This is a genomic window from Rhizobium aethiopicum, assembly GCF_900094625.1.
In the GTDB taxonomy this organism is placed as follows: Bacteria; Pseudomonadota; Alphaproteobacteria; order Rhizobiales; family Rhizobiaceae; genus Rhizobium; species Rhizobium aethiopicum.
In genome coordinates this window covers 155,648-177,366 of sequence record NZ_FMAJ01000011.1, presented here as the reverse complement: position 1 = coordinate 177,366, position 21,719 = coordinate 155,648, and the positions used below count along the sequence as shown (strand labels likewise).

Here is a 21,719-nt window from a genome sequence, read left to right as displayed (position 1 = left end):
CAATTGATCCCTCACCTGCCCTTCAAGTTCCCCCGGACTGAGAGATCCGATGCAGCGACTGTCCCGCCGGCTCTGAGAGCAGGCAAGACCTCGCGTCCGTAGACTTCGATGAATTCGCACTGATTGCGCCCGACATTGTGAATGTAGATCTCTTCGAATCCCATCGCGACGTCAGCTTTCAGCCACTCGACATGCTGTTGCGGATCGGCCGAGATGCGCACATGCTCGTCCATGTCTTCCGGCCGTACTTTCAGACACGCTTCATCGAATTCTTCCGGCAACCGAAGCGTTTCGGAGATTGCGGCAGAAATTGCGTTGCTCCGCCACTGCTCGAAGGCATTTGCCCTGGCGTCCTCGTCGGAGCCAGCGTAGGAAACATGTGTCTGCAGGTAGAGCGGCTTTTCCTTGCCGCCGCCGCGCCGGAAGGCATCGACGATTTTGCCGAGCTTGTCAGGCGGTTGGTTGATGGTGATAAGCGCATCCGCCCAGTCTCCCGCCCACTCAGCCGTTTCCGGCGAAAGAGCGCCGGCAACAATGCGAGGAATTTCGTCGGGAAGAGTATGGATGCGGGCCTGATCGACCTTTATGGGCCCTGCCCGGCTGACAAGCTTCCCCGACCACAAGTCCCGCATGATCTCGACCGCCGCCAGTAGCCGTTCGTTTCTTTCCGACTTGGAAGGCCAGCGTTTACCGATGACGTGTTCATTCATGGCTTGCCCGCTACCGACCGCGATCCACGGCAACCGTCCCGAAAACATCTCTGCGATCGTCGCGCCAGCCTGCGCAGTAATTGCCGGATGATAACGCCAGCCCATCGGGACGGTGATAATACCGAACGGAATGGACTGCGTGGCTTGGAGCGCCGCCCCTAGCCAGGCCCAGGCAAAGCCCGACTGCCCCTGCCGCTCGCTCCATGGCGTCAGGTGATCGGACGACATCACGGCGTCGAAACCTGCGGCCTCCGCCGCCTGCACATATACAAGGAGCTCACTTGGCGAAAATTGTTCATGGGACGCGTGATAGCCGATGAGCGTCATGATCCGTTACCTTCGGAAATAAACCAGTGGTAGGCATAGGGCTCGAGCTCCAAGCGCGGCTGGGTGATACCTTCGTACTCGACATCGCCGATCAGATCTCGAAACTTCCTGGGCTGCATGCCGGCAAAGTTGATTTCCGTGTCGATTGACCGGCCCGCGAGGTTGTGGACGAGCAACAGAAGCGACCCGGCGTCTTCAAAACCGTGGACGAAAACGGCCGGATCCTCGGCACTCAGTCTCACCAGGCGCCCCTTTGTGAAGATCGGTTGATTCCGGCGAAGAGAAATGAAGCGCCTGATCCCGTTCAACAGGGAATTAGCATCCCTGGATTGATCGGCGACATTCACCTTCTTGTAGGAAAACGGCCCATCGGCGACGATTGGTTGGCACAGTTTTCCGGCATTGGCACTGGAGAAGCCGGCATTCCTCTCCGCCGACCATTGCATCGGTACCCTCACCGTATTGCGTCCGGACTGTGAAAGATCCTCGCCGATGCCGATCTCATCGCCATAGACGATAAGCGGCGGCCCGCTCAGAGAAAAGATGATGCTGAAGGCGAGTTCCATCCGGCGCTGGTCGCCGTTCAAGATGGGTGCAACGCGACGGCGGATACCGCGTCCGAATGCCTGCATCTCTTCCTTCGGCGCGAAGGCGTCGAAGACCTTCTTCTTCAAATCCGCAGGAACCCTGGAAAAATCGAGCTCGTCGAGGTTGCGGAGGAAATTGACCCAGCCGCAACCGGGTGGTGGCTCCGGAAGGAGGCTCAGCCCGCGATTGATCGAGGCCGCGTCTTCCCCAGCGAAACCAGCGAAGAGATAGCAGGCAAGCATGAAGTTGAGCAGCAGTTGGAGTTGGTCGCCTTCCCCAAAAAAGGCGTCGGAAGCCCCCGGTGAAAGATTGACCTCTCCGAGCAGCACGCCACCCGGGCGCCTGCTTTGCACATAGCTGCCGATCTGTCTCAGGATGCCGTGCGGATCGCGAGGATTGGCGTGCTCCAGGCCCTTGTGGGCGATGATGAGCGGGGCGGCGTCGAGCCTGAACCCGCTGACGCCGAACGCGATCCAGTAGTCGACGATGCGCAACATCTCTTCCTGGACCTGCGGATTGGCAGCGTTCAGTTCGGGCTGAAACTCATAGAAACTGTGGAAATAATAGGCTCTCGCCACCTCGTCATAGGTCCAGAGGCTGTCGACCTCGCCTGGGAAAATGGATCGGGCGCCGGAAGCGACGGGAGGAGGATCGGCGGTCCAGACATAATAGTCGCGGTAGCGCGTCTCGTCGTCTCGCCTGGCGGCTTGAAACCACGGATGCTGGTCGGATGTGTGATTGACGACGAGATCGATGATCACCCGAATGCCATGCTCACCGGCGCCATGCAGGAATGTCAGGAAGTCATCAAGCGTTCCGACCTTCGGATTGATCGAGTAGAAATCGCTGATGTCATAACCGTTGTCGCGGTCCGGGCTGCGGTAGAACGGCAAAAGCCAGATGCAGGTGATCCCCAGCTCTGAAAGATAGGGCAGCTTATCCGAGAGACCGATGAAGTCACCGATACCGTCACCGTTGCCGTCGGCGAACTTCTCAACATCGATGCTGTAGATCACAGCCTCCTCATACCAGCTGCTGCTTCGATCGGGCACCGCGACGGTCTCCTGTCAGTCCTCTTGGAAGCTTCTAACTGTTCCGGAAGGACCAAGTTCCGCATTCCGCAAGGTCCGCAGGGCGTCGCCCGGATCGGCGACAGGACCGCCCCTATTGGAACCTGCCGGCATCCGATGGGTTTTCTGGATATCCCAAATCTCTAGGAAAGCCTCCGATGGATCAGTCCACAACACCGCTGGGAGGTCCCGAACGATCACCTCTCCAACCGAAATGGTGGCACACGGCAACGGTCTACCAGGTCTATCCGCGCAGCTTCTGCGATTGCAACGGAGATGGCATCGGCGATATTCCCGGCATTACCTCCAAGCTCGATTATCTGAAGAAACTCGGGATCGACATCATCTGGCTATCGCCCATCTACAAGTCGCCGATGGACGACAACGGTTATGACATATCCGACTATCAGGACATCGCCCCCGAGTTCGGCACGCTTTCAGATTTCGACCAGCTGGTGGCGGAGGCGAAAGACCGGGGAATTGGCATCATGCTCGATCTCGTCGTCAACCATACGTCCGACGAGCATCCGTGGTTTCTTCAATCCCGTCAGGGGCCTGACAACCCGTTCCGCGACTTCTACATCTGGCGCAAACCCGCCCCGGATGGAGGCCCGCCCAACGGCCTGAAATCCTCCTTCGGCGGTCCGGCCTGGACGCTCGATCCGGCGACGGGCGAATATTACCTGCACATGTTTTCCCGCCGCCAGCCGGATCTCAATTGGGAGAACCAAAGGGTACGGACGGAAATCTACGACATGATGAACTGGTGGCTCGAGCGCGGCATTGCCGGCTTCCGCATGGATGTCATCGACTATATCGGCAAACAGGTGGACCGTGAGCTCGTCAAGGACGGACCGCATCTTCACGACTATTTGCAGGAGATGAATGCCAAGACCTTTGGCAGCCGCGACATCCTGACGGTTGGCGAAGCCTGGAGCGCCACACCCGGCGCGGCCCTTCTCTATTCCGGGCGTGAGCGCCGGGAATTATCGATGATATTTCAGTTCGAGCACGTCACCCAGCAATGGGACGCGGTCTACGGGAAATGGCGCCCGAAACCGTTCGACCTCGTGAACCTCAAGACGGTCCTCAGCAAGTGGCAGCTTGCTCTATCTGAAGACGGGTGGAATTCCCTCTTCTGGGGCAATCACGATTTGCCGCGTGCCGTCTCGCGCTACGGCAATGTCACCGGCTATCACGTCGAGTCGGCAAAGATGCTGGCGACCGTTCTGCATCTCCTGAAGGGCACGCCTTTCGTCTATCAGGGCGAAGAGATCGGAATGACGAACGTCCCCTTCACCTCGATCTCACAGTATCGGGACATCGAAACCATCAATATGCACAGGCTGCACGTGGAGGCCGGCCTTTCACCGGAGGAATTCATCCGCGGAGCAAACGAGAACGGCCGCGATAATGCCCGCACACCGATGCAATGGAGTGCCGCCCCCTATGGCGGCTTTTCCACAGGCGTACCCTGGATCGAGGTCAACCCGAATTATTCGAAGGTCAACGCCGAAGCGGCGATCAATGATGAAAAGTCGATCTGGAACCACTATCGCAAGCTGATCGCTCTCCGGAAGACCCACCCTGTCATTGTCCATGGGGAGTACCGGTCCTGGCTCGATCAACACCCGGACGTCTTCGTTTATACCCGCACGCTCGACAGGAGCTGGATCATTGTCGTCGCCAACTTCACACCGAGGGACGTTGCGCTAAGTCTGCCGACAGAGCTCGCGATCAACGGAGAATGCCTCATCTGCAATTACGAACCGGTGAACATGCTCGGCGAAACCGTTGAGCTCAAGCCGTACGAAACCTTCGCCATCGAGTGTAAGTGAAGCTCTCGGGCCAGCGTATCGCGGTCAGATCGAAAGCGCGGGATCAGAGCTTGAAGCTCTTGACCTCGTTGCCTCGCTCGATCGTCCGGTTGGCGATGAAGCGCCCGGATTTTGCCGCCTCCTGCTTGTCGGCCTCGATTTGATGCAACATGGCTTCGAGACGCCGAAGCGCCAGCGCCTTGTTGCGATGCTGCGAGCGCTCGTCGCGCGCCGTCACAATGAGGCCGGTCGGTCGGTGCAGGACGCGAACCGCGCTGTCGGTCGTATTCTGGTGCTGCCCTCCCGGCCCACCTGCTCTCAGCGTCTCGAAACGCAGCTCGGCCGGGTTGATCGTCACCTCACCATTCTCAGGTCCGAGATCAATGCGCTGAACTGCAACGTACCAGTTCTGTCGTTTGTGGCCGGGGCGCGCCGGGCTCTTGAAGCTGAACCTAATCGTGCCGCAATAGCCGGCGGCGATCTGTTCCGCGGTCGCACCGTCGACGCTGACGATCGCCGATTTCGCACCGTAGCGATCCGGCATCGAACCGAGGCTGACCTCGAAAGAGCATCCATGTCCGATCGCCTCGCGCTCGAGAATGCCGAGAAGGGCGGTGAGCGCGATACGGCACTCTACCGGGCCGTTGCCGGATGTCACGAGAAGATCAATAGCGCTCATGGCCACGCCCTCCTTCCCTGCGATGATCGGGCTTTCGCCGGCGCTGTTCGACCTCCACTTCATCGACCGCCATCTTGAAGGTGACGAGCGGCCGGAAGCTTGCAAGCCCGGTGACCAGGCCCTCATTTTCGAGATCGCTCACCACCTGCCCGGCATCCTTATAGGCCGACGCCGCTTCCTCGACGACGAGAGCGCGATCGTCACAGATGGCGATTCCGCCCCACGCATTGCGCAGCAGCTGTTCGCGTTCAGTGCGATTGCGGCCGACACGACCATGCATGGTCGCCCGGTCATATTTTCGGCCGGCCCCATGGGAGATCCCGCCGAGCGAACGGCTGACACCGGCACCCGCGACGACCAGATGGCTGAGGCTCGCACGCGATCTCGCAATCGGCACCAGTTCTCCGGGTGCAACGGCCGCCGCACCCTTGTGATGCACGAACCCTCGATCGCAGCGACGAACGAGATTGTGCGGTATGTCGGCGACGAGGCGGAAATCGGCGCGCAGCAACGCGGCCGCGCGGGCGGCAATGAGCCGCCGGTTCAGCGATGCCCAGGCAACACAACGATCGTGGCTTGCAAGCCAGGCAGCGCCCGTCTCCGAACCGGCATCGAAACCGGCGGCGAGTCCGGAATGCGCAGCCACGGTTTCAGTGAATACCGCGGCGCCGAGGGCGCGTGAACCGGAATGAACGAGCAGATGGAGCCGCTGAGCGTCGAGACCAGCCGCACCTCCGCCCTCGACGAGACCTTCCACAGCCTGCAGCTCGCAGAAATGATTGCCGCCGCCGATCGTTCCCAGGGCATCCGGTGCCAGATCGGTAGGCAGACCTGCTTCAGCAAGCAGCTCACCAGCATCGCCGATTGCCTGCGTTTCAATCCGGCGAAACCGCTCCGCCGCCTTGTCGATCCTCAGTTTGCGCAGTGGCAGGTCGAGAACAAAGAGCGACATGCCGCAGCCGATGTCGTTGCCGACCAGCAGCGGGTGCAGCCGGGACGACAACAGCGCCACGCCGGTCGCTCCATATTTGCCGGGGTGCAGATCGGGGAAGGCGGCGATTTCCAAGACACCCGGCAGACGGGACATTTCGTCGAGCTGGTCCAAGGCAGCGCCTTCGATCCAGGCAGAACTGGAAAAGAAGTGATTGATCACCGCCGGATGTGCCGCCGGCAGCGTCGGGGAGCTTTCGCTCCCGATAGAATTGCCCATGATGATACTCTGGATATAAGTGGTTTTCATCGCCGCAAACGGCAATGCTCAAACGGCATGCATCAGCCGATTGGCTGACTAAGCCGAAACCCTCTCGGGGCGTGCGGAGATATTCGTCATCGTGGCGCTCCCTTATCCAGAACAATAGAGAGCGCCCCTTTAGGCGAAGTGACAAACAGATGCAAGCGCAAGGTGGTTTAGTTGCCGAACGATTGCCTGTAGGCGCTCGGACTCGTGCCCAGCCTTTTGCGAAAATGGTGCCGCATCGTCGCCAGCGTGCCGAAGCCGCTTGATATGGCGATGTCGTCGAGCGACACAGCAAGTTCCTTCTCGAGAAGATCGCGCGCATGGCGCAGCCGTTCCTTCAGCAGCCATTGGCCGACGCTGAGACCCGTCGTCGCTTCGAAGCGGCGCTGGAAGGTGCGTATGCTCATGCCCGCCCTCCTGGCAAGCAGGCTGATCGGCTGCTCCTCGGCAAGGCTTGCGCGCATCCATTCGATCAGCGGGCCCAGGCGCATGCCCTCACGTTCTTCCGGAACCGGCGCGCTGATGAACTGCGCCTGCCCGCCTTCTCGGTGCGGCGGCACGATGAGGCGGCGGGCGACGCTGTTGGCAGCCTCCGAGCCGAAATCGCCGCGCACCACATGCAGGCAGAGATCGATGCCGGCGGCACTGCCGGCCGCTGTCAGCAGGCTGCCCTCGTCGATGTACAGCACATCCGCGTCGAGCGTGATGTCCGGATAACGCTTCGCGATCGAGGCGACGTAGCGCCAATGTGTCGTCGCCCTGCGATAGGCAAGCAGCCCGGAGCCTGCAAGAACCGCAACACCGGAGCAGAGCGACATGATGCGCGCGCCGCGCTGATGCGCCGCCCTCAGCGCGTCGGCGAGCGGTTCCGGCACCGGTGCGTCGATTGACCGCCAGCCGGGCACGACGATCAGGTCCGCCGCGTCGAGCACCTCCAGCCCCTTGTCGACAGCGACCGTCAATCCGCCGGCGGCACGAAGCGGCCCGGGCTCGATGCCGCAGACCGAAAAGCGATACCAGCCCTCGCCCATCTCAGGTCGCGGTAAGCCGAAGACCTCATAGGCTATCCCGAATTCGAAGGTGCAGAGCCCGTCATAGGCAAGCACGGCGACGAGCGGTCCGTTCTGCTGCGGAGATGTGTTTGGCATGATTTTTACGCTGTCAGTCATGTTGGCCAATTTCGCAAACCTCTAGCATCGGCGATACCAGGCGGCAATTCCAACATGAAGGAAATGACGAATGCCAAGTCCTGTCTCCGATATCCCTGCCGCCACGCCCGATCTCGCCGCCGCCCATTACGCCGGCAAGCTTGCATTCGAAACTGATTGCTCGGATGTCCGCGCCGCCTTTGCCGCCGGCAAGGTCGACTTCGTTCTTCTCGACGTGCGCTCGCCGGCGCTGTTTCAGCAAGCCCATCTGCCAGGCGCGATCAACCTGCCGCACGGCAAGATGACTGCGCATCGCATGGCGGAATGGGCAAAGGACACGCTCTTCGTCGTCTATTGCGCCGGTCCTCATTGCAACGGTGCCGACAAGGCCGCTTTCCGCCTCGCCAAGCTCGGCCTCCAGGCCAAGCTGATGATCGGCGGCATGACCGGCTGGGCCGACGAGGGTTTCGCCTTTGAAAGTCAAGCCGCAGCTGCCGAATAGGACAAAGCTCCTCCCGACGTCGAGCAGACATAACCAAAAGGGAAGCCCATGTTTTTCTATGGGTTTCTCTGGAAAGACTGAGATGCTGCAATATATCGCAAGTTCGTCGCTCTTGCATTCACGGCACCATATGCCACATCACTCGGAACACGGTCCGTATGTCACTTCGCAGCGTGCTCCGCGCACAAACAGTAGATTGCCACACCAAAGTCGATAAGCTTTTCGGCGCGTTCGACCTCTCCAGCAAAGAGCAGTACCGGACATTCCTGCGCGCGCACGCCCGCATTATACCGGCGACCGAAAATGCCCTCGAGGCAGCCGGCGTCATCCGCCTGCTGCCGGACTGGCCGGAACGAAGGCGCGCGCAGCTGCTGTTTGCCGACATCGGGGAGCTCGGCGACCGGTTGCCCGAGCAGCTTCCGCCGCCGGCTCTGCATGGCGAAGCGGCGCTCTGGGGCGCCCTCTACGTCCTCGAAGGCTCAAAACTCGGCGGCGCCTTGCTCGCCAGGTCCGTGCCCGATCACCTGCCCAGCCGCTATCTTACGCCCCACGGCGCCAAGGGCGCCATCAGGATCTTCATGGATCGTCTCGATGCAAGCGGCATCGACGATCCCTCGGCCGCCGTTTCGGCAGCCCGCACCCTCTTCGATCTTTTCCTGAAAGCCGGGCAGCTCGCACTGGAAGCCGTGCCATGAGCGGCGTGCGCGAAACCGTCGATCTCACCAATTGCGACCGTGAGCCCATCCATCAGCTCGGCGCCATTCAGCCTTTCGGTTTCCTGCTGGCGATATCGCTCGATTGGATGGTCACGCGGGCCTCGGCAAATCTTGCCGAGTTTCTCGGGGTGGAACAAGCCGACGCGCTCGGGCGCCCCGTTTCGTCGCTGATCTTGCCCGAGGCGGTCCACACGATCCGTAACAAGTTGACGACGCTACGCGGATCCGATGTCGTCGAACGCATTTTCGACATTGCCCTGCTGCCCGATCAGTCCCGCTTCGACCTCGCCGTGCACCTCAACGAAAACCTCGTCATCCTCGAAGGTGAGCGCTGCCAGCAAGAAAGGCGCAACGCCCCGTCACTCTCCATGCGCACCATGATGTCGCGCCTCGACCAGATGGAAACGCTGGAGGCTTTCTTCCGCGAGGGCGCAAGGCACGCACGCGCGCTCACCGGCTTCGACCGCGTCATGGTCTATCGTTTCGATGAAGGCGGTTCCGGCGAGGTCGTGGCGGAAGCCACACGCAGCGGCATCGGCTCATTTCTCGGGCTGCACTATCCGGCCTCCGACATTCCGGTTCAGGCGCGCGCTCTTTATCTGCGCAATCTGTTCCGCATCATCGCCGATGTCAACGCGGTGCCGGTGCCGGTTCTGCCCCAACTCGACGAACAGGGCCAGCCGCTCGACCTCTCCATGTCGGTGTTGCGTTCGGTCTCGCCCATCCACATCGAATATCTGAAGAATATGGGGGTCGGAGCGTCGCTCTCCATATCAATAGTCGTGGACGGCAAGCTCTGGGGACTGTTTGCCTGCCACCATTACGGCCCGCGCCTGCCGTCGGCACAAATCCGCTCCACCGTCGAACTCTTCGGTCAGATGTTCGCCTCCCGGCTCGAAAGCCGTGAACGGCGGCTGGCGCTCGATTACGAGACAAAGGCACGCCGCATCGCCGACCGGCTTCTCACCTCCGTAGCGGACAATGCAAGCCTGCTCGATGATCCGGCATGGTTGATCGAGGCGCTGGCCGATGCTATCCCGGCCGACGGGATCGGTGTTTGGATCAACGGCCGGATGGCGCTTGGCGGCATCGGGCCGGACGAGAAGGCTTTCGCGGCCCTGGTGCGCCATCTCAATCGCAACGCCAGCGGGCGCATCTATGCCGTGGACAGGTTCGCCGAGACCTATCCGGATCTTGAGACCGGCGATGCGGTGGCAGGCATGCTCGCCATACCGATCTCGCGTTCGCCGCGCGATTATGTCGTCCTTTTTCGCCAGGAGCTCGTGCGCACCGTCCGCTGGGGCGGCGATCCGCACAAGCCGGTGGAATACGGCCCCAACGGTCCGCGGCTGACGCCGCGCAAGAGCTTCGAAGCCTGGTCCGAACTGGTGCGCGGTCGTTCCCTCCCCTTTACCGAAGCCGAGCGCCGGGTCGCCGAAACGATCCGCGTCACTCTGATCGAGGTGGTGCTGCGCCTGACCGACGAGGCCAGCATGGCGCGCCAGGTGGCGAACGAGCGGCAGGAACTGCTGATCGCCGAGCTCAATCATCGCGTCCGCAACATTCTGAGCCTCATCACGGGCATTATCCGCCAGTCGCAGACGACGTCGGTCGGCCTCAGCGACTATATCCGTCAGCTCGAGGGCCGCATTCAGTCGCTTGCCCGCGCCCATGACCAGATCACGAGGGATCACTGGGCGCCCGCTTCGCTGCGGCAATTGCTCTCGGCCGAAACGGCGGCCTATCTTGGAAAGAACGCACAGCGCTTCCGGATGAACGGCGAAGACGTCCTGCTGGAGCCGCAGGCTTTTTCCACCGCCGCCCTGGTTTTCCACGAGCTGATGACCAACAGCGCCAAATACGGCAGCCTCTCCGGTGCTGGCGTCGGCACCGTCGAGCTCGGCTGGCGTCGCGACGATGAAGGCAACCTGCGTATCGGCTGGCGCGAAAAGGACGGCCCGCCCGTCGCCGAACCTAAACGCCACGGATTCGGTTCGACGATCATCCGGCGCTCCATTCCCTACGACCTCGGCGGCAAGGCCGAAATCCGCTACGTCAAGGCGGGGATTGAGGCTGATTTCTTGATTCCGGCTCGTTATGTGAACGCCGTCGATCCAAGCATATTACCGGAAGCGACGCCTGCCGACGTTGCGGAACGCCAGACTGTTCCCGCCGATCAGCCTCCGCTCTCGGGCTTGAAAATCCTGCTGGTGGAAAACAACCTGATCATCGCCATGGACGGGGAAGAGATTCTGCGCCGCCTTGGAGCCGAAGTGGCAACGGCGCCTAGTGTCGCCGAGGCGATGGAGATCCTGGCCGGCCAGGCCTTCGATTTCGCGCTTCTCGATGTCAATCTCGGCGACGAGACGAGTTTCGGGATTGCCGACCGATTGGCAGCCGCAGGCGTGCCCTTCGTTTTTGCCACCGGTTACGGCGAAGGCATCGCCCAGGCGAACAGCCACTCGGGCACGCCTGTATTGCAGAAACCCTATACCACCGAAGGCATCACGGATCTCCTTGCCCGGGTGCAGCTTCCCAAAAGAGAGTAGATCGGTCACGTCGCCGGCGTATTCGGACGCAGTCCGCCGATGAAAAGTTGCTCCAGAAACCGCGCCGCATCCTCGAAGCGTTCGTCGCCGGCATGCTCCTGCCCCAGCACGGCGCGCACCTGGACGTCGAAATCCGCATAATGCTGCGTCGTCGACCATATCGAGAAGATCAGGTGGTAGGGATCGCATTCGGCGATCTTGCCTGATTTAGTCCAGGCGCGGATAACCTCCGCCTTCTCGTCGACGAGTTGCTTCAGCGGACCCTTCAGCTCGTCCTCGATGTGGGGGGCGCCCTGCAGCACCTCATTGGCGAAAAGCCGGCTCTCGCGCGGAAAATCACGCGCCATCTCAAGCTTGCGCCTGATATAGCTGCGGATTTCCTCCTCCGGATTGCCCTCGGCGTCGAAAGCGCGCAGCGGCTCCAGCCAGGTGTAGAGCACCCGGTCGATCAGCGCCCGGTGCATCGCCTCCTTGGTGCGGAAATAATAGAGCAGATTGGGTTTCGACATGCGGGCCACTTCGGCGATCTGATCGATCGTCGAGCCGCGAAAACCGCGTGCCGAAAACACGTCGAGCGCCGCCTCCAAGATCTGCTCTTCCTTCTCCTCCTGGATTCGCGTGCGCCTCAGGGTCTTCGCTGCTCTCGGAATAGCCATCGGCTATTGTTTCCCCTTGATATTCAACTTCTTCCCTTAAATTTCGGAACGGGCGGCCCCTGCCGCTTCCTAGAACAACTGCCCGCATTTTTATCGGCAATTTTCGTGATTTTCGTCTTGAGCCCCGCGGTGGAAGTTGTAATGTTTACCAATCGGTCAAATATCCGCCAGATGAAAAACAAAGGCAACTGGCGATTTTCCGGCGCTCGACAAAACCAATAAGAGGCGCGGAAATGGACCATGGGAACAGGCGGGCATGCCACGTCGCATGGCTGCCGCAAACAGGTGAGGGCTTGAAGAATGGTGGCAGCACCAGGCGAGAACATGCGCGTCAATGGCGACCGTCTCTGGGACAGTCTCATGGACATGGCGAAGATCGGCCCCGGAATCGCCGGCGGCAACAACCGCCAGACGCTGACGGATTCGGATGCTGAGGGCCGAAGCCTTTTTGAGACATGGTGCGACGAGGCGGGCCTCACCATGGGCGTCGACCGCATGGGTACGATGTTCGCCACCCGCCCCGGCACCGATCCGGACGCCCTGCCGGTCTATGTCGGCTCGCACCTCGACACCCAGCCGACCGGCGGGAAATATGACGGCGTGCTTGGCGTGCTCTCGGCGCTTGAAGTCGTCCGCACCATGAATGATCTAGGCATCAGGACCAAGCATCCGATCGTCGTAACCAACTGGACGAACGAGGAAGGCGCGCGTTTCGCCCCTGCAATGCTGGCGTCGGGCGTCTTCGCCGGCGTGCACAGCCTGGACTTCGCCTATAACCGTAGGGATCCCGAGGGCAATCTATTCGGCGACGAGCTGAAGCGCATCGGTTGGGTCGGCGACGAAGAGGTCGGCGCCCGCAAGATGCACGCCTATTTCGAATATCACATCGAGCAGGGCCCGATCCTCGAAGCGGAGAACAAGCAGATCGGCGTCGTCACCCACTGTCAGGGCTTGTGGTGGCTGGAATTCACGCTGACCGGCAAGGAAGCCCATACCGGCTCGACGCCGATGAACATGCGCGTCAATGCGGGTCTCGCCATGTCGCGCATCGTGGAAATGGTGCAGGGTGTCGCGATGGGCGAGCAGCCGGGCGCCGTCGGCGGCGTCGGCCAGGTCTTCTTCTCGCCGAACTCCCGCAACGTCCTGCCGGGCAAAGTGGTCTTCACCGTTGACATCCGCTCGCCTGATAAGGCCAAACTCGACCGCATGCGGGCAAAGATCGAAGCGGAAGCGCCGAAGATCTGCGACGCCCTGGGTGTCGGCTGTTCGATCGAGGCGATCGGCCATTTTGCGCCGGTGACTTTCGACGAAAAGCTCGTCACCGCGGTTCGATCCGCCGCCGAGCGCCTCGGCTACACCCACATGAACCTCATCTCCGGCGCCGGCCACGACGCCTGCTGGGCCGCCAAGGTCGCCCCCGCCACCATGGTCATGTGCCCCTGCGTCGGCGGGCTCTCGCACAATGAGGCGGAAGAGATTTCCAAGGAATGGGCGACGGCAGGCGCCGATGTGCTGTTCCATGCGGTGGTGGAGACGGCGGAGATTGTCGCGTGATGTCTAGTCCAGCGCCCGGAGCGCGACGAAGATTATCAAACGGGATTTTCGCAAACATCGCCCATTGGCCTGCCTCGAATTCAGCTCCGAATTGCGGAGCATTCGCCTGCCGAACAACGAATAGAGAGTAAGGAACGATCATGACCACAGTCATCAAGAACGGCACAATCGTCACCGCCGACCTGACCTATAAGGCTGACGTCAAGATCGATGGCGGCAAGATCATCGAGATCGGTCCGAACCTCTCGGGCGACGAAACCCTCGACGCCTCCGGTTGTTACGTCATGCCCGGCGGCATCGATCCGCACACCCATCTCGAAATGCCCTTCATGGGCACCTATTCCTCCGACGATTTCGAGAGCGGCACGCGCGCCGCCCTTTCCGGCGGCACGACCATGGTCGTTGATTTCGCCCTTCCCGCCCCTGGCCAGTCGCTGCTCGAAGCGCTCACCATGTGGGACAACAAATCGACCCGCGCCAATTGCGACTATTCCTTCCACATGGCGGTCACTTGGTGGAGCGAGCAGGTCTTCAAGGAGATGGAAACAATCGTCCGCGACAAGGGGATCAACACCTTCAAGCACTTCATGGCCTATAAGGGTGCGCTGATGGTGGACGATGACGAGATGTTCGCCTCGTTCCAGCGCTGCGCCGAACTCGGCGCGCTGCCGCTGGTGCATGCCGAAAACGGCGACGTCGTCGCCTCGATGTCGGCAAAGTTGCTTGCCGAGGGCAATAACGGCCCCGAGGCGCATGCCTATTCCCGCCCCGCGGAAGTGGAGGGCGAGGCCACCAACCGCGCCATCATGATCGCCGATATGGCCGGCTGCCCTGTTTACATCGTCCATACTTCCTGCGAACAGGCGCATGAGGCGATCCGCCGCGCCCGCGCCAAGGGCATGCGCGTCTATGGCGAGCCGCTGATCCAGCACCTGACGCTCGATGAAAGCGAATATTCCAACCCTGACTGGGATCATGCCGCCCGTCGCGTGATGTCGCCGCCATTCCGCAGCAAGCAGCATCAGGACAGTCTCTGGGCCGGGCTTGCCTCCGGTTCGCTGCAGGTGGTCGCAACGGACCATTGCGCCTTTACGACGGCGCAGAAACGTTTCGGCGTAGGGGATTTCACCAAGATCCCGAATGGCACCGGCGGCCTCGAAGACCGCATGCCGATGCTCTGGACGCACGGCGTCAACACCGGCCGCCTGACGATGAACGAGTTCGTTGCCGTCACCTCGACCAACATCGCCAAGATTCTCAACATCTATCCGAAGAAGGGCGCGATCCTCGTCGGCGCCGATGCCGATATCGTGGTTTGGGATCCGAAGCGCTCTAAGACCATCTCGTCGAAGACCCAGCAGTCGGCGATCGACTACAACGTCTTCGAGGGCAAGGAAGTGACGGGCCTGCCGCGCTACACGCTGACCCGCGGCGTCGTCGCGATCGAGGAAAGCGACATCAAGACCCGCGAGGGCCACGGCGAGTTCGTCCCGCGCGAACCGGTAACGGCCGTCAGCAAGGCACTCTCCACCTGGAAGGAGATCACCTCTCCGCGCAAGGTGGAACGAAGCGGCATTCCGGCAACCGGCGTATGACGATGGAGCATGATGATACGACATCAACCGGGGAATGACGCCTTCATGCGGATGACCTCACGCCGGCACCAGCGCGTCCAGCTCCGGGAGAAGCACGACGCTTTCCTGCTCGTGCGGATCGGTGCGGGCGATGACCGCCGTGCAGGGCGTGCTGCTGAGGTTTGCCGGCATATGCGGCACGCCGGCCGGGATGTAGAAGAGCTCGCCGGCATGGGTAATGACGTGATGCTCCAGCCGATCGCCGTACCAGGTATGGGCCTCGCCGGAGAGCACGTAAATCGCCGTTTCATGCGCCTCGTGCAGATGCGCCCTGGCACGCACGCCTGGCGGGATCGTCAGGAGGTGCATGCAGATGCCCTTGGCGCCGACCGTCTCGGCCGCTATCCCTTCGAAATAGCTGAGCCCCTGCTTGCCGTCATAGGCGTGCTTGGGACGAACGATGTGGCAGGTGGGCTTTGATGTCGCGTCCATTTTCTTGCTCCATGAATTTTGCCGCCGGCAGGGCCTGCGGCGATGGTAACACGCAATCCGCCTTCCGGCGGCGAAAACAAGATCGGTCGCATTGATGCAAGCACCCTCCGTCGTATCCGCCAAGGACCTCTGTCTCACCTACCAGGCGAATGACGGCCCGGTGCGGGCGCTGAGTGATGTCAACCTCGATGTCCGCAAGGGCGATTTCGTCTCTTTCATCGGCCCGTCCGGCTGCGGCAAGACGACTTTCCTGCGTGTCATCGCAGATCTCGAAAAGAGCACATCGGGCGAGATCTCGATCAACGGCATGACGCCGGAAGAAGCCCGCAAGGCTCGCGCCTACGGCTATGTCTTTCAGGCGCCGGCGCTCTATCCGTGGCGCACCATCGAAAACAACATCGCCCTGCCGTTGGAGATCATGGGTTATGGCGGCGCCGATCGCACCAGGCGCATCGCTGAGGCGCTCGACCTCGTCAGCCTCTCCGGCTTCGAAAAGAAATTCCCCTGGCAGCTTTCCGGCGGCATGCAGCAGCGCGCCTCGATCGCCCGCGCGCTCGCCTTCGACGCCGACCTGCTCCTGATGGACGAGCCCTTCGGCGCGCTGGATGAGATCGTCCGCGACCATCTGAACGAAGAGCTGTTGAAACTCTGGGCCCGCACCAACAAGACGATCTGTTTCGTCACCCACTCCATCCCCGAAGCCGTCTACCTCTCAACCAAGATCGTGGTGATGTCGCCTCGCCCCGGCCGCGTTACCGACGTGATCGACTCAACCTTGCCGGCCGAACGCCCGCTCGACATCCGCGACACCCCCGAATTCCTGGAAATCGCCCATCGCGTCCGCGAGGGGCTGAGGACGGGGCATAGCCATGAGGTTTAGACGCGTGTTGCCGGAAAAGACCCCTCCCCAACCCCTCCCCACAAGGGGGAGGGGCTTGAGCGCCGAACCCGCCGCCGGCCTTGCTTTTTCGCGACCATCGCTGGAGAACTCAGCGAGCGCGGCAGGTTTGCCCCTCCCCCTTGTGGGGAGGGGTTGGGGAGGGGTTTAAATGCCACATTCAAACATCACCCCCAAAACCCGCGACACGGCAAAACGCCTTCGTCGTGAACTGACTAAAGCTGAGGCCGCGATGTGGGACATGCTGCGCGATCTCAGAGCCTATGGCGCGAGATTCAGGCGTGAGACGCCAATTGGTCCCTATATCGCGGATTTCGCTTGGCTTTCAGCAAGACTGATTGTCGAGGTCGACGGCGACAGTCACGAGACGGTCGAGGGTCGGCGACATGATCTCGCCCGCGATGCATTCCTGCGCAATCAAGGTTTCAAAGTGCTGCGCTTCGACAACGCCCAGGTACTCGACGGGCCCGACTACGTGTTTATCACCATCGAAAAACACGCCGCTCCATTTTTGAAGGAGCGCGTAGCGTGAAACCCGACACCTTCAAGGACAAGATCGTCCCCGTCCTCACCATCCTGCTTGCCCTCATCGCCATCTGGTATGTCGCCGCCGTCCTCATGAACGCGCCTTTCCAGCGCGACATGGACAGCCGCGCCGGCGTCGCGCCCACGACGATGGAATTCATCGGCAAGACGCTGGCGCAGCCGAAGCCGATCCTGCCGGCGCCGCATCAGGTGGCTGAGAATGTCTATGAGAACACGATCCTGCGCAGCCTTTCGAGCAATCGCAGCCTCGTCTATCACAGCTGGGTGACGCTCTCCTCCACCCTGCTCGGCTTCGGTTTCGGCATGCTGCTCGGCATTCTTCTTGCCGTGCTGATCGTCCACAACCGCGCCATGGACCGCTCGCTGATGCCTTGGCTGGTGGCAAGCCAGACGATACCGATCCTCGCCATCGCGCCGATGATCGTCATCATCTCCTACAACGTGCTGACCGGGGACAATGCGCTGGCGCATCTCTTGAACCTCGATTCGGACGCCTCGCGCCTCGTCTCCAAGGCGCTGATCTCCACCTACCTCTCCTTCTTTCCCGTTGCCGTCGGCATGGTGAAGGGGCTGCGGTCGCCCGAAATCATGTATCTCGACCTGATGCGCACTTATAACGCCAGTCCGATGCAGACCTTTTGGAAGCTGCGTGTCCCTGCCTCGATCCCCTTTCTCTTCACCTCGATGAAAGTGGCGATCGCCGCAAGCCTCGTCGGCGCCATTGTCGGCGAGTTGCCGACCGGCGCCGTTGCCGGCATCGGCTCGAAGCTGCTCGCCGGCTCCTATTACAGCCAGACGATCGACATCTGGGCGGCACTTGTCGCCGGCTCGCTGCTTGCGGGCGTTCTGGTCGCGATCGTCGGCCTTGCCGCGAAGATCGTCGACCGTGCCATGGGCGGGAGACCGGCATGAAACATCTGACCTTCTCCTGGCAAGGCACGGCCGCTCTCCTCCTCTGCATCGCCGCGCTGGCGACCTTGCCGCTTCTGGCGGAGGGCGCCGCCCGCCCCGTGACCGATGGCACCGCGCGCTTGATCTTCACCATCGTCGCCGCAGCCGCTCTCCTGTCCTTTGCACCGCAGCCGCCCGCCTACCGCGCGACCGTGCTGTTCATCGGCGCGCATGGCGCCGCCTGGATGCTGCTTTCGGCTCTTCCCGGCAATGATGGCCTGGCGACGCGGGCGTTCTTCCTGCTGCTCTTTGCCTCCTGGCTGCTTGCCTGGCGATGCGTCACTGAGCTTTCCAAGCTGCAGCCCCTCACCACCTTCGGAAAGTCGGCGCTCCAGCTGCTGATCCCGGCCATCTTCGGCGCCTGGATTCTCATTCTCTGGGAGTCGATAACGCGCGGCGCCGGCGTTCCCTTCATCCTGCTGCCGCCGCCGAGCGCCATCGGCGCGCGCATCATGGCCTCTCTGCCCATCCTCGGCGACGACGTCAGGCAGACGATCTTCAAGGCGGTGCTGATCGGTTATATCGTCGGCTGCCTCAGCGGCTTCATCGTCGCGGTCCTGGCCGACCGGATTGCCTTCCTGCGCCGCGGCCTCCTGCCGATCGGCAATATGGTGTCGGCCCTGCCGATCATCGGCATCGCCCCGGTCATGGTCATGTGGTTCGGTTTCGACTGGCCGTCGAAAGCCGCCGTCGTCATCATTATGACCTTCTTCCCGATGCTGGTGAACACCGTCGCAGGCCTTGCCGCCTCCGGCAGCATGGAGCGCGACCTCATGCGTACCTATGCCTCGAGCGATTGGCAGACGCTGTTCAAGCTCAAACTTCCGGCGGCCATGCCCTTCATTTTCAACGCCCTGAAGATCAACTCGACGCTGGCGCTGATTGGTGCCATCGTTGCCGAATTCTTCGGGACACCGATCGTCGGCATGGGCTTCCGCATCTCCACCGAGATCGGCCGCATGAATGTCGACATGGTCTGGGCGGAAATCGCCGTTGCGGCGCTGGCCGGCTCGATCTTCTATGGCGTCATCGCCCTGACCGAACGGGCGGTGACGTTCTGGCATCCGTCTATCCGTGGTGGATAGGCGCGCACGGGCTTCGCAAATGGGGTTCGGGCATAACTTCAGAGGGTAAGGACAAGAAAATGAAAAAGTTGATGATTGCAATGATGGCAAGCGCGATGTCGCTTGCCGCCGCCCACGCGATGGCTGCCGACAAGGTGGTCCTGCAGTTGAAGTGGGTCACGCAGAGCCAGTTCGGCGGTTATTATGTCGCCAAGGACAAGGGCTTCTACAAGGAGGAAGGCCTGGACGTCGAGATCAAGCCTGGCGGTCCTGATATCGCCCCCGAGCAGGTGATCGCCGGCGGCGGCGCCGATGTCATCGTCGACTGGATGGGCGGCGCGCTGGTTGCCCGCGAAAAGGGCGTTCCCCTCGTCAACATCGCCCAGCCTTACCAGAAGTCCGGCCTGGAAATGATCTGCCGCAAGGACGGCCCGGTCAAGACCGAAGCCGATTTCAAAGGTCACACGCTCGGCGTCTGGTTCTTCGGCAACGAATATCCCTTCTTCGCCTGGATGAACAAGCTCGGCCTGTCCACAGACGGCGGTCCGAATGGCGTCACCGTGCTGAAGCAGAGCTTCGACGTGCAGCCGCTCGTCCAGAAGCAGGCCGACTGCATCTCCGTCATGACCTATAACGAATACTGGCAGGCAATCGACGCCGGCTTCAAGCCGGAAGAACTGACGGTGTTCAACTACACCGAAATGGGCAACGACCTCCTGGAAGACGGCCTCTACGCGATGGAGGACAAGCTGAAGGATCCGGCCTTCAAGGAAAAGATGGTCAAGTTCGTCCGCGCCTCGATGAAGGGCTGGAAATATGCGACCGAAAACCCGGATGAAGCCGCCGAGATCGTAATGGACAATGGCGGCCAGGACGAGAACCACCAGAAGCGCATGATGGGCGAGGTCGCCAAGCTGGTCGGCGACGGTTCCGGCAAGCTGGACGAGGCGCTCTATGCCCGCACGGCAAAGGCGCTGTTGGACCAGAAGATCATCAATAAGGAGCCCTCGGGCGCTTGGACGCACGAGATAACCGACGCCGCTTCCAAATAATTCAGCCAGCTTCGAAGCGAAACGCGCGGGAGTTTTTCCGCGCGTTTCGCCTTTTTCACTACAAACGAAAAAATGCCTTGCAACTGTCGCATTTATCGGGCGTCAAACGTCTTGGAGATGGAGACGCGATCAATCTTCGTAATGTTGGCATAACCTTCCGGTGATTGATTGAGGTCGAAATGACAATTATTATCGCCGTGTAGGGAATTATTTTCTGCCGGACTTGTAGGCCGAGCAAATCGATACCACCTACAAGCCGAATTTGCCGACGAGGGATAAAGACGGCAAAGGATCGGCGGATACCTCTGAGAATGCAGGAAGGGCAGTGGCCTGATTGCGCGCTGAGTGGCAGACGCGCGAGTTCGGCCAACCTTATCATAAGATTGGACGAAGACGCATGGCACGCAAGCCGACCGGAATTCTAGGCGCATCCACCCTTTTTGCAGCTGCGCTGGCTGCATCCCCCGCATTTTCGCAGGAAGCGCCGGTCTCAAAGCCGCAGCAGAACCTGCCGGCGATCGTCGTCACCACAGCTGTGAACCGCACGCTTGTCGATCGTGTCATCGGCACCGGCACGGTCAAGCCCGTCGAGGAAGTCTATATCCAGCCGCAGGTCGAAGGCCTGTCGATCCGCACGCTGAAGGCCGATGTCGGCGACAAGGTTCAGGCCGAAAGCACCCTGGCGACGCTCAACGACGACGCGCTGGTTCTCGAGAAGAGCCAGATGATGGCGACGAAGGCCAAGGGCGAGGCAAGCCTCGCCCAGTTGCGCGCCCAGCTCATCGAGGCCCAGGCCAATGCCGAACAGGCAAGGCAGCAGCAGGCCCGCGCCCAGGAAATGGTCAAGAAGGGCACGGTTTCCACCGCCCAGGTTGAGCAGGCCGATGCGACCGCCGCCGCCGCCAATGCCCGCGTCGTCTCCGCCGAGCAGGCGATCGAGGTCGCCGAAGCCGATCTCAAGGTCTTCGACAGCCAGATCGCCGACGCCGATCTGAAACTCGCCCGCACCGACGTCAAGACCCCGGTCGCCGGCGTAGTTTCCGCAAAGAACGCCAAGGTCGGCGCGATCGCCGCCGGCAACGGCGATCCACTGTTCACCATCATCCGCGATGGCGATATCGAGCTTGTCGCCGAAGTCGCCGAAAGCGACATTGTCAGGATCATGGCCGGCCAGAAGGCGACGATTTCGCTTTCCGGCAGCCGTGAAAAGCTTTCCGGCGCCGTGCGCCTGGTCTCGCCGACCGTCGATGCCAGCACTCGCCTCGGCCTCGTCCATATCTCCATCGACGATGACACCAAGGCGCGTTCCGGCATGTATGGCAGCGCCGAGATCATCGTCCGCGAAACCGAGGGCGTATCGCTTCCTCTGACTGCGGTGCTCACCGGCAACGAAGGCTCCTCCGCTCGCAAGGTCGAAGCTGGCGTGGTGAAATTTGCCAAGATCGAGACCGGCATCCAGGACGGCGCCTATGTCGAGATCGTCGCAGGATTGAAGAGCGGCGATGAGGTCGTCGCCAAGGCCGGCGCCTATGTCCGCGACGGCGACCACATCACCCCGGTGCGCGAACAGCCCTCGGCTTCCAACTAAA

General features: G+C 61.4%; 19 protein-coding genes. 12 read left to right on the top strand and 7 right to left on the bottom strand.

The genetic code is table 11. From position 1 onward, the window contains the following. Positions 1 to 11: 11 nt before the first annotated feature. Together GA0061105_RS22585 and GA0061105_RS22580 are read right to left on the bottom strand one after the other, a co-directional pair. Positions 12 to 1,037: a TIGR03885 family FMN-dependent LLM class oxidoreductase gene (locus tag GA0061105_RS22585; protein ID WP_092752971.1), complete on the bottom strand. Its 1,026-nt coding sequence runs from the start codon at positions 1,035 to 1,037 to the stop codon at positions 12 to 14. Continuing rightward, on the bottom strand, positions 1,034 to 2,677 hold the full coding sequence (locus GA0061105_RS22580) for an alpha-amylase family protein (RefSeq protein WP_092752969.1): 1,644 nt from the start codon (positions 2,675 to 2,677) through the stop codon (positions 1,034 to 1,036). Before GA0061105_RS22580 ends, GA0061105_RS22585 begins: the two co-directional genes overlap by 4 nt. Positions 2,678 to 2,853: 176 nt before the next feature. On the opposite strand from GA0061105_RS22580, the gene GA0061105_RS22575 reads away from it, so the two are divergent. After that, complete coding sequence (locus GA0061105_RS22575; RefSeq protein WP_092752967.1) at positions 2,854 to 4,533, top strand: glycoside hydrolase family 13 protein; 1,680 nt, start codon at positions 2,854 to 2,856, stop codon at positions 4,531 to 4,533. 43 nt (positions 4,534 to 4,576) lie between these two features. Here GA0061105_RS22575 and prfH read toward each other — a convergent pair whose 3' ends face one another. From prfH to ftrA, 3 genes are all read right to left on the bottom strand, one after another. After that, entirely contained in the window at positions 4,577 to 5,191 is a 615-nt protein-coding gene (gene prfH / locus GA0061105_RS22570) for a peptide chain release factor H (RefSeq protein ID WP_092752965.1), read from the bottom strand. Further along, the gene (locus GA0061105_RS22565; protein ID WP_092753011.1) at positions 5,178 to 6,401 is read right to left on the bottom strand and encodes an RNA ligase RtcB family protein; all 1,224 of its coding nucleotides are present in this window, start codon (positions 6,399 to 6,401) and stop codon (positions 5,178 to 5,180) included. The genes prfH and GA0061105_RS22565 overlap by 14 nt, the downstream gene beginning before the upstream one ends. 197 nt (positions 6,402 to 6,598) lie before the next feature. Next, positions 6,599 to 7,597, bottom strand: a complete 999-nt coding sequence (gene ftrA, locus GA0061105_RS22560) for a transcriptional regulator FtrA (RefSeq protein WP_092752963.1) — start codon at positions 7,595 to 7,597, stop codon at positions 6,599 to 6,601. A gap of 70 nt (positions 7,598 to 7,667) precedes the next feature. On the opposite strand from ftrA, the gene GA0061105_RS22555 reads away from it, so the two are divergent. The 3 genes from GA0061105_RS22555 to GA0061105_RS22545 all read left to right on the top strand — a co-directional run bounded on the left by GA0061105_RS22555 (position 7,668) and on the right by GA0061105_RS22545 (position 11,343). After that, complete coding sequence (locus GA0061105_RS22555; RefSeq protein WP_092752961.1) at positions 7,668 to 8,078, top strand: rhodanese-like domain-containing protein; 411 nt, start codon at positions 7,668 to 7,670, stop codon at positions 8,076 to 8,078. A gap of 158 nt (positions 8,079 to 8,236) precedes the next feature. Next, positions 8,237 to 8,773: a biliverdin-producing heme oxygenase gene (locus tag GA0061105_RS22550; protein WP_092752959.1), complete on the top strand. Its 537-nt coding sequence runs from the start codon at positions 8,237 to 8,239 to the stop codon at positions 8,771 to 8,773. Continuing rightward, positions 8,770 to 11,343: an HWE histidine kinase domain-containing protein gene (locus GA0061105_RS22545; protein ID WP_092752957.1), complete on the top strand. Its 2,574-nt coding sequence runs from the start codon at positions 8,770 to 8,772 to the stop codon at positions 11,341 to 11,343. Before GA0061105_RS22550 ends, GA0061105_RS22545 begins: the two co-directional genes overlap by 4 nt. 5 nt (positions 11,344 to 11,348) lie before the next feature. Here GA0061105_RS22545 and GA0061105_RS22540 read toward each other — a convergent pair whose 3' ends face one another. Continuing rightward, positions 11,349 to 11,999, bottom strand: coding sequence for a TetR family transcriptional regulator C-terminal domain-containing protein (locus tag GA0061105_RS22540; protein ID WP_064695471.1), 651 nt, complete (start codon positions 11,997 to 11,999; stop codon positions 11,349 to 11,351). 300 nt (positions 12,000 to 12,299) lie between these two features. Here GA0061105_RS22540 and GA0061105_RS22535 point away from each other — a divergent pair, with 300 nt between their 5' ends. After that, positions 12,300 to 13,553, top strand: a complete 1,254-nt coding sequence (locus GA0061105_RS22535) for a Zn-dependent hydrolase (protein ID WP_092752955.1) — start codon at positions 12,300 to 12,302, stop codon at positions 13,551 to 13,553. 140 nt (positions 13,554 to 13,693) lie between these two features. Beyond that, on the top strand, positions 13,694 to 15,148 hold the full coding sequence (gene hydA, locus GA0061105_RS22530; protein ID WP_092752953.1) for a dihydropyrimidinase: 1,455 nt from the start codon (positions 13,694 to 13,696) through the stop codon (positions 15,146 to 15,148). 57 nt (positions 15,149 to 15,205) lie between these two features. Here the strand turns inward: hydA and GA0061105_RS22525 are convergent, their stop codons facing one another. Continuing rightward, positions 15,206 to 15,619 (bottom strand): cupin domain-containing protein, encoded by a 414-nt coding sequence (locus tag GA0061105_RS22525; protein ID WP_064695475.1) that lies wholly within the window; start codon positions 15,617 to 15,619, stop codon positions 15,206 to 15,208. 94 nt (positions 15,620 to 15,713) lie between these two features. Here GA0061105_RS22525 and GA0061105_RS22520 point away from each other — a divergent pair, with 94 nt between their 5' ends. The 6 genes from GA0061105_RS22520 to GA0061105_RS22495 all read left to right on the top strand — a co-directional run bounded on the left by GA0061105_RS22520 (position 15,714) and on the right by GA0061105_RS22495 (position 21,718). Next, on the top strand, positions 15,714 to 16,499 hold the full coding sequence (locus GA0061105_RS22520; protein ID WP_092752951.1) for an ABC transporter ATP-binding protein: 786 nt from the start codon (positions 15,714 to 15,716) through the stop codon (positions 16,497 to 16,499). A gap of 169 nt (positions 16,500 to 16,668) precedes the next feature. Further along, complete coding sequence (locus tag GA0061105_RS22515; RefSeq protein ID WP_092752949.1) at positions 16,669 to 17,049, top strand: endonuclease domain-containing protein; 381 nt, start codon at positions 16,669 to 16,671, stop codon at positions 17,047 to 17,049. Then, positions 17,046 to 17,975, top strand: a complete 930-nt coding sequence (locus tag GA0061105_RS22510) for an ABC transporter permease (protein WP_092752948.1) — start codon at positions 17,046 to 17,048, stop codon at positions 17,973 to 17,975. Before GA0061105_RS22515 ends, GA0061105_RS22510 begins: the two co-directional genes overlap by 4 nt. Further along, the gene (locus tag GA0061105_RS22505; protein ID WP_092752946.1) at positions 17,972 to 19,099 is read left to right on the top strand and encodes an ABC transporter permease; all 1,128 of its coding nucleotides are present in this window, start codon (positions 17,972 to 17,974) and stop codon (positions 19,097 to 19,099) included. Before GA0061105_RS22510 ends, GA0061105_RS22505 begins: the two co-directional genes overlap by 4 nt. 59 nt (positions 19,100 to 19,158) lie before the next feature. Further along, complete coding sequence (locus GA0061105_RS22500) at positions 19,159 to 20,130, top strand: ABC transporter substrate-binding protein (RefSeq protein ID WP_064695480.1); 972 nt, start codon at positions 19,159 to 19,161, stop codon at positions 20,128 to 20,130. A 397-nt stretch (positions 20,131 to 20,527) separates the two neighbouring features. Continuing rightward, positions 20,528 to 21,718: an efflux RND transporter periplasmic adaptor subunit gene (locus tag GA0061105_RS22495; RefSeq protein WP_092752944.1), complete on the top strand. Its 1,191-nt coding sequence runs from the start codon at positions 20,528 to 20,530 to the stop codon at positions 21,716 to 21,718. Position 21,719: the final 1 nt, after the last annotated feature.